The 6,062-nt window shown below is 59.7% G+C and carries 6 protein-coding genes; 4 read left to right on the top strand and 2 right to left on the bottom strand.

The features are described from left to right. Window positions 1-192 precede the first annotated feature (192 nt). The 4 genes from rhtA (at window position 193) to LUU92_RS09920 (ending at window position 2,995) form a co-directional block, all read left to right on the top strand. Window positions 193-1,080 carry a threonine/homoserine exporter RhtA gene (gene rhtA / locus LUU92_RS09935; protein WP_071492290.1) on the top strand — a complete coding sequence of 296 codons (888 nt, stop codon included), beginning with the start codon at window positions 193-195 and terminating at the stop codon, window positions 1,078-1,080. Between the two features lie 164 nt (window positions 1,081-1,244). After that, window positions 1,245-1,526, top strand: a complete 282-nt coding sequence (locus LUU92_RS09930; protein ID WP_058426920.1) for a hypothetical protein — start codon at window positions 1,245-1,247, stop codon at window positions 1,524-1,526. Window positions 1,527-1,635: 109 nt separating this feature from the next. Next, entirely contained in the window at window positions 1,636-2,367 is a 732-nt protein-coding gene (locus LUU92_RS09925; RefSeq protein WP_071492289.1) for an SDR family oxidoreductase, read from the top strand. Window positions 2,368-2,404: 37 nt separating this feature from the next. After that, the gene (locus tag LUU92_RS09920; RefSeq protein WP_071492288.1) at window positions 2,405-2,995 is read left to right on the top strand and encodes a 2-hydroxychromene-2-carboxylate isomerase; all 591 of its coding nucleotides are present in this window, start codon (window positions 2,405-2,407) and stop codon (window positions 2,993-2,995) included. 46 nt (window positions 2,996-3,041) lie between these two features. Here LUU92_RS09920 and LUU92_RS09915 read toward each other — a convergent pair whose 3' ends face one another. Together LUU92_RS09915 and LUU92_RS09910 are read right to left on the bottom strand one after the other, a co-directional pair. Next, entirely contained in the window at window positions 3,042-4,850 is a 1,809-nt protein-coding gene (locus LUU92_RS09915) for an aminopeptidase P family protein (protein ID WP_257103535.1), read from the bottom strand. Window positions 4,851-4,899: 49 nt separating this feature from the next. Next, entirely contained in the window at window positions 4,900-6,060 is a 1,161-nt protein-coding gene (locus LUU92_RS09910; RefSeq protein WP_257103534.1) for a cysteine desulfurase family protein, read from the bottom strand. Window positions 6,061-6,062 lie beyond the last annotated feature (2 nt).

The following is a 6,062-nucleotide window of genomic DNA, read 5'->3' as shown; positions in this document are numbered from 1 at the left end:
GGGCGAATTATAGACTTCCAGAATCTGCCGTCAACCCTTAATTTGGTTTTTCTATCAAAGAGTCTGAAACACTCAAAGTCCGTCCTGTATAACGCATCAAAAAGGATAATTGAGCAATATATTGCTCACCACCAAACAGTTGAGCATCATAGCGCTCTTGCTTCTTTTATATGACTTCGGACGAATTCCCCAATGACCACCTCCCCTCGCAGCCTGGCCTCGACACTGTTCCCTGTCGGCCTGCTGTTGATTGCCATGGCCTCTATCCAGTCCGGCGCCTCGCTGGCCAAGAGCATGTTCCCTGTCGTTGGCGCACAAGGCACAACGGCACTGCGCCTGATTTTCGCCAGCGTGATCATGCTGCTTTTGTTGCGCCCGTGGCGCGCCAAGCTGACCTCCAAGTCCTTACGCACCGTCATCGTCTACGGGATGGCGTTGGGTGGCATGAACTTTCTCTTCTATATGTCATTGCGCAGCGTGCCCCTGGGGATTGCGGTCGCCCTGGAATTCACCGGTCCCCTCGCGGTGGCCATTTACGCCTCTCGGCGCGCAGTCGACTTCCTGTGGATTGCCCTCGCCATCATCGGCCTTCTCTTGTTGATCCCGATGGGCGAGGCCAGCAGCGGCATCGACTTGCTGGGGGCAGCCTACGCGCTGGGAGCAGGCGTCTGCTGGGCACTCTACATTCTGTATGGTCAGAAAGCAGGGAATGACAACGGCGTCCAGACCGCCGCCCTTGGGGTGATGATCGCCGCATTGTTTGTTGCACCTATCGGCATCGTCCACGCAGGCAGCGCATTGCTGACTCCCGCACTGATCCCGATCGCCATCGGCGTCGCCATTCTGTCCACCGCCCTGCCCTACACCTTGGAAATGGTTGCACTGACGCGCCTCCCTGCCCGCACCTTCGGCACTCTTATGAGCATTGAGCCGGCTTTTGGCGCACTCTCCGGCCTGTTATTCCTGCACGAGCACTTGTCCTTCGCCCAGTGGCTGGCAATCACTTGCATCATTTTGGCCTCCGTAGGCGCCACGGTAACGATGCGCAGCGAACCAAAGCCACTGGTTGCCTCGGATTGAAGTCTGTTTGAATGTAGCTCTGGTATTTACCGCACATTTAGGCCATGTTTAAGCCGTAAACGAATGTCATTCATGGAGAATTTCGACAAGGACAGCGCGAACGCTACACCCGAAAGCGAGTAGAGCCGGCCTCTGGCGTTGCAAGGCGGCTATTAAGGATAGGAATGAAGCGAATTTTAATACTGTTAATGGTCATGGCCGTTGCTGGTTGTGCCGCGACCACCAAGACAGAAGTGAAACGTGGCAAAAAAGGGTTGCATATCAACTGTTCCGGCCTGTCCTCTTCCTGGGAGCAGTGCTACACCAGTGCGACCAACTCCTGTGGCGCCAAGGGCTACCGAGTAATCGCAAAGTCCGGTGACAATTCTGAGGAACCTGGGGACTACCCATTCGGCCTCAACCCTGCTGGCTACACCAGCCGCAGTATGATCGTCATCTGTAAGTAATCGAATGAGCAGTCATCTCTGACTGCTCCTATCAAACCCGGATACAAATCCGGCCCTTCGCGACACAGCGTCTAAACTCCTGCTCGACCATCGAGCCAACGGAGTTCCCATGACACACAACAAAAAAATCGTATTGGTAGTGGGCGCCGGTGATGCAACCGGCGGCGCCATTGCCAGACGCTTCGCCCGCGAAGGCTATGTGGCCTGCGTCAGCCGCCGCAGCGCCGATAAGTTGCAGCCGCTGGTGGACAGTATTAACGCAGTGGGCGGCGAAGCCCACGGGTTTACCTGTGATGCGCGTAAAGAAGAAGACGTCATCGCGCTGATCGAACAGATCGAAACTGAGCTGGGTCCGATTGAAGCCTTTGTGTTCAATATCGGCGCCAATGTGCCGTGCAGCATCCTGGAAGAAACCGCGCGCAAGTATTTCAAGATCTGGGAGATGGCCTGCTTCTCCGGCTTTCTGAACGCACGCGAAGTGGCCAAGCGCATGGTCACGCGCAATCGAGGCACCATCCTGTTTACCGGCGCCACCGCCGGATTGCGCGGCGGCGCAGGTTTTGCCGCCTTCGCCGGGGCCAAGCACGGGATTCGGGCCCTCGCGCAAAGCATGGCGCGGGAACTGGGTCCCAGGAACATCCATGTCGCCCATGTCGTGATCGATGGCGCCATTGACACCGACTTCATTCGCGACAATTTCCCGAAGAAATACGCACTCAAAGACCAGGACGGCATCCTCAGCCCCGAGCATATCGCCGATAACTATTGGCACCTCCACAGCCAGCCACGCGATGCCTGGACCTTTGAACTGGACCTGCGCCCCTGGAATGAACCCTGGTAAGCACGCCCCCCATAACAATAAGCAGCGAGCATCGACCATGCGTAAAACCCTGGAATTCTTCTTTGACCTGGGCAGCCCCGCCACCTACCTGGCCTACACCCAGCTACCGGCATTGTGCACGGCAACCGATACACAGCTTGTGTATAAACCCATGTTATTGGGCGGCGTGTTCAAGGCCACCGGTAACGCCTCTCCAATCACCGTTCCTGCAAAGGGTCGCTACATGCTCGATGACCTGGCGCGTTACGCCCGGCGCTACAACGTACCGCTCCGGTTCAACCCGCACTTCCCCATCAATACGCTGGTATTGATGCGAGCGGTCACCGGCATCCAATTGCACCAGCCTGACCGTTTCCTGGACTTCGTTGATTGCCTGTTCCATGCCCTTTGGGTCGAAGGCCGTCACCTGGGAGACCCCGCCGTCGTGGCTGCCGTACTCACTGAATACGGATTTGCCGCCAATGAAATCCTGAATTTGGCCAATGACGAAACCGTAAAGGCTGCCCTGAAGGACAACACCGAACAGGCCGTTCAACGCGGCGTGTTCGGTGCCCCCAGTATGTTTGTAGGCAACCAGCTGTTCTTCGGTCAGGACCGTCTGGAATTTGTGCGCGAAGCGTTGAGTTAGAGCTTGATGGCCAAAACGCCCTGGCACGTTACTGCCTAGCAGGTAATCAGATAGCCGCAGTGCGTACCTGCAACCACTCCAGCGCGGCACCGCTGAGCAATGGGCTCAAACGCGTGCGCACCTCAGTGTGGTAAGCGTTGAACCACTCACGCTCGTCTGCCGTGAGCAACGATGGCACCAGGCAGCGCGTGTCGATCGGGCACAAGGTCAGGGTTTCGAACTTGAGAAACTCACCGAACTCGGTCTTGCCCGCTTCGCGGTTCAACACCAGGTTCTCGATACGCACGCCCCAACGGCCCGGACGGTAAGTACCCGGTTCAATAGAGGTGATCATCCCCGCTTGCATCGCCGTTTGCGGCGCCGTAGCCGCCTGGTAGGCAATCACTTGTGGGCCCTCATGCACGTTGAGGAAATAGCCTACACCGTGGCCAGTACCGTGGCCGTAGTCCACGCCGTCCGCCCAGATCGGCGCGCGGGCAATTGCATCCAGCAGCGGCGACAGGATCCCTTTCGGAAAGTGGGCACGGGACAAGGCAATCACGCCCTTGAGCACCCGGGTGCAGTCCCGCTTCTGCTCGTCACTCGGCGTGCCGATCGGCACCATCCGCGTGATGTCCGTGGTGCCGCCCAGATACTGGCCACCCGAATCGATCAGCAGCAGGCCATCGCCTTCGATCAGCGCGTGCTCTTCTTCAGTGGCGTGGTAATGCGGCATCGCGCCGTTGGCGTTGTAGGCCGCAATGGTGTTGAAACTCAACGACACATAACCAGGGCGGCGGCTGCGTGCAGCGGTCAGGTGTTCGTCGATGGTCAACTCGGTGATGCGTTCACGGCCCAGCGCACTGTCCAGCCAGGCGAAAAACTCGCACAGCGCTGCGCCATCCTGCTCCATGGCTTGGCGGATATGTTCTGCGTCGGCCAGGCTCTTGCGGGACTTGGCCAATGTGGTCGGGTTGAGGCCTTCGACCAGCTTGACGCCAGCATCGAGATTCTCCAGCAAACCCGCGGTAACGCGCGCCGGGTCGACCTGCAGACTGGCGCCCGCCGGCACCGCGCGCAATGCATCCGCCACTTCGCTGTAGTCGCGCAGCATCACGCCATCCTGCTCCAGCACAGCCCGCAACTCGGCGTCGACTTTGCTCAGTGCCACAAACAGCGTGGCCTGGTGTTGATTGATCAACGCAAAGGACACAAACACCGGGTTGAACGAAACGTCACCACCACGCAGGTTGAACAGCCAGGCAATGTCATCCAGGGTCGCGATGAAATGCCAGTCGGCGCCCTTCTCTTTCAAGGCAGCACGCAGCGAAGCGAGTTTTTCAATACGGCTGACAGTAGCCTGCGGTGGCAGATGTTGATAGATCGGCTGCTTCGGCAATGCCGGACGGTTACGCCAGACTTCATCAAGCAGGTCGATATCGGTACGCAAGCGCGCGCCGCGCTCCGCCAGCTTACCGCCCAGGGTACGCGCCGACGCCACAGCCATGACCGCACCATCCACCGCCACCACACCACCCTCCGGCGTTTGCTCGGCCAGCCACTCCAGCGGCCCGGGTTGGCCCGGCTGCAGCTTCACCAATTCGATGCCGCTGCCCTTGAGTTCCTTGGTCGCCTGTTCCCAGTAACGGCTATCGGCCCACACACCGGCGAAATCCGCAGTGACAATCAGCGTTCCCACCGAGCCATGAAACCCCGACAGCCATTGCCGCCCCTGCCAGTAGCCCGGCAAGTACTCGGACAAGTGCGGGTCGGCCGACGGCACCAGCAGGGCATGAATACCCTCGCGGCTCATCAGTTCACGGGTATGCGCCAGGCGCTGGGGAACCGTTCCATGGGTCAAGGGCTGCGTACTCATTGTGTCTCCTGCTAACCACGAATAATTGTTATGTGTCGCGATAAATGAATCAGACCGCCCAGAACGCCGGTGCGCTGGCGAGGGCCGCCTTGATCAGTTGCACCGCCTGGTCGATATCCTGTTCGGTGGTAAACCGGCCGAGGCTCAAGCGAATGGTGCGGCTGGCGCTGCGTGCATCATGGCCCAGGGCGAGCAGCACATGGGACGGTGCATTGCTGGCCGAATTGCAGGCCGAGGTCGCAGAAAACGCGATCCCCGCGCTCAACGCCGCGGCGTTGAATTCGCCTTCACTGAACGTGAGGCTCAGGGTATGGGGAATACGCTGTGTAGCGCTGCCATTGAGGCGCACACCGGCCACCGACTCCAACTGGTCGAGCAGGCGCTGGCGCAGAGCCACAATCACCGCCTTTTCTTCAGAGAAAGACGCCGCCGCCAAGGCGAACGCGGTGCCCATGCCAGCAATCTGATGGGTCGCCAGGGTGCCGGAACGCAAGCCGCCCTCGTGGCCGCCACCGTGAATCTGTGCCAGGACCTTCTGCTGCGCCCGCGGACCGACGTACAAAGCGCCGATACCTTTGGGGCCATAGAGTTTGTGCGCGGAAAACGACATCAGATCCACCGGCCACAGCGCCAGATCGATCGCCACCTTACCCGCCCCTTGCGCCGCATCCACATGCAACAACGCGCCGTGTTCACGCACGCGGGCACCGATGGCAGGGATATCGTTGAGGGTGCCGAGCTCGTTGTTCACCAGCATCAACGACACCAGGAAGGTGTCCTCGCGCAAGGCTTCGCTGACGGCATCGGCGCTGATCAAGCCATCGGCGTCCGGCACCAGGTAGGTCACGGCCACGCCGGCTTCCTGCAATTGTCGCGCGGTATCCAGGGTGGCCTTGTGTTCGATCTGGCTGGTAATGATATGCCCACCCGCCACGCCCCGCGCCTGGGCCACGCCTTTGATCGCAAGGTTGTTGGATTCGGTGGCGCCGGAGGTCCAGACGATTTGGTCCGGGTTGGCACCGACCAGCCCGGCCACCTGACGACGCGCCTGTTCGACCGTCTGCCGGGCCGCCTGGCCGAACGCGTGGGAACTGGACGCGGGGTTACCGAAATTGGCGTTGAAGCCCAGACACTCGACCATCACCTGGATGACCCGCTCGTCCACCGGGGTGGTGGCGGCATAGTCGAAATACAACGGACGTTTATTCATGA

The organism is Pseudomonas extremorientalis (assembly GCF_024584605.1).
In the GTDB taxonomy this organism is placed as follows: domain Bacteria; phylum Pseudomonadota; class Gammaproteobacteria; order Pseudomonadales; family Pseudomonadaceae; genus Aquipseudomonas; species Aquipseudomonas extremorientalis.
Note: the sequence above shows the minus strand (reverse complement) of the source record. Positions and strands in the feature narration are given on the sequence as shown.

Coding starts and splice junctions, on each gene's coding strand:
- rhtA (WP_071492290.1), top strand. CDS start 193: ATGACCACCTCCCCTCGCAGCCTGGCCTCGACACTGTTCCCTGTCGGC.
- LUU92_RS09930 (WP_058426920.1), top strand. CDS start 1,245: ATGAAGCGAATTTTAATACTGTTAATGGTCATGGCCGTTGCTGGTTGT.
- LUU92_RS09920 (WP_071492288.1), top strand. CDS start 2,405: ATGCGTAAAACCCTGGAATTCTTCTTTGACCTGGGCAGCCCCGCCACC.
- LUU92_RS09925 (WP_071492289.1), top strand. CDS start 1,636: ATGACACACAACAAAAAAATCGTATTGGTAGTGGGCGCCGGTGATGCA.
- LUU92_RS09910 (WP_257103534.1), bottom strand. CDS start 6,060: ATGAATAAACGTCCGTTGTATTTCGACTATGCCGCCACCACCCCGGTG.
- LUU92_RS09915 (WP_257103535.1), bottom strand. CDS start 4,850: ATGAGTACGCAGCCCTTGACCCATGGAACGGTTCCCCAGCGCCTGGCG.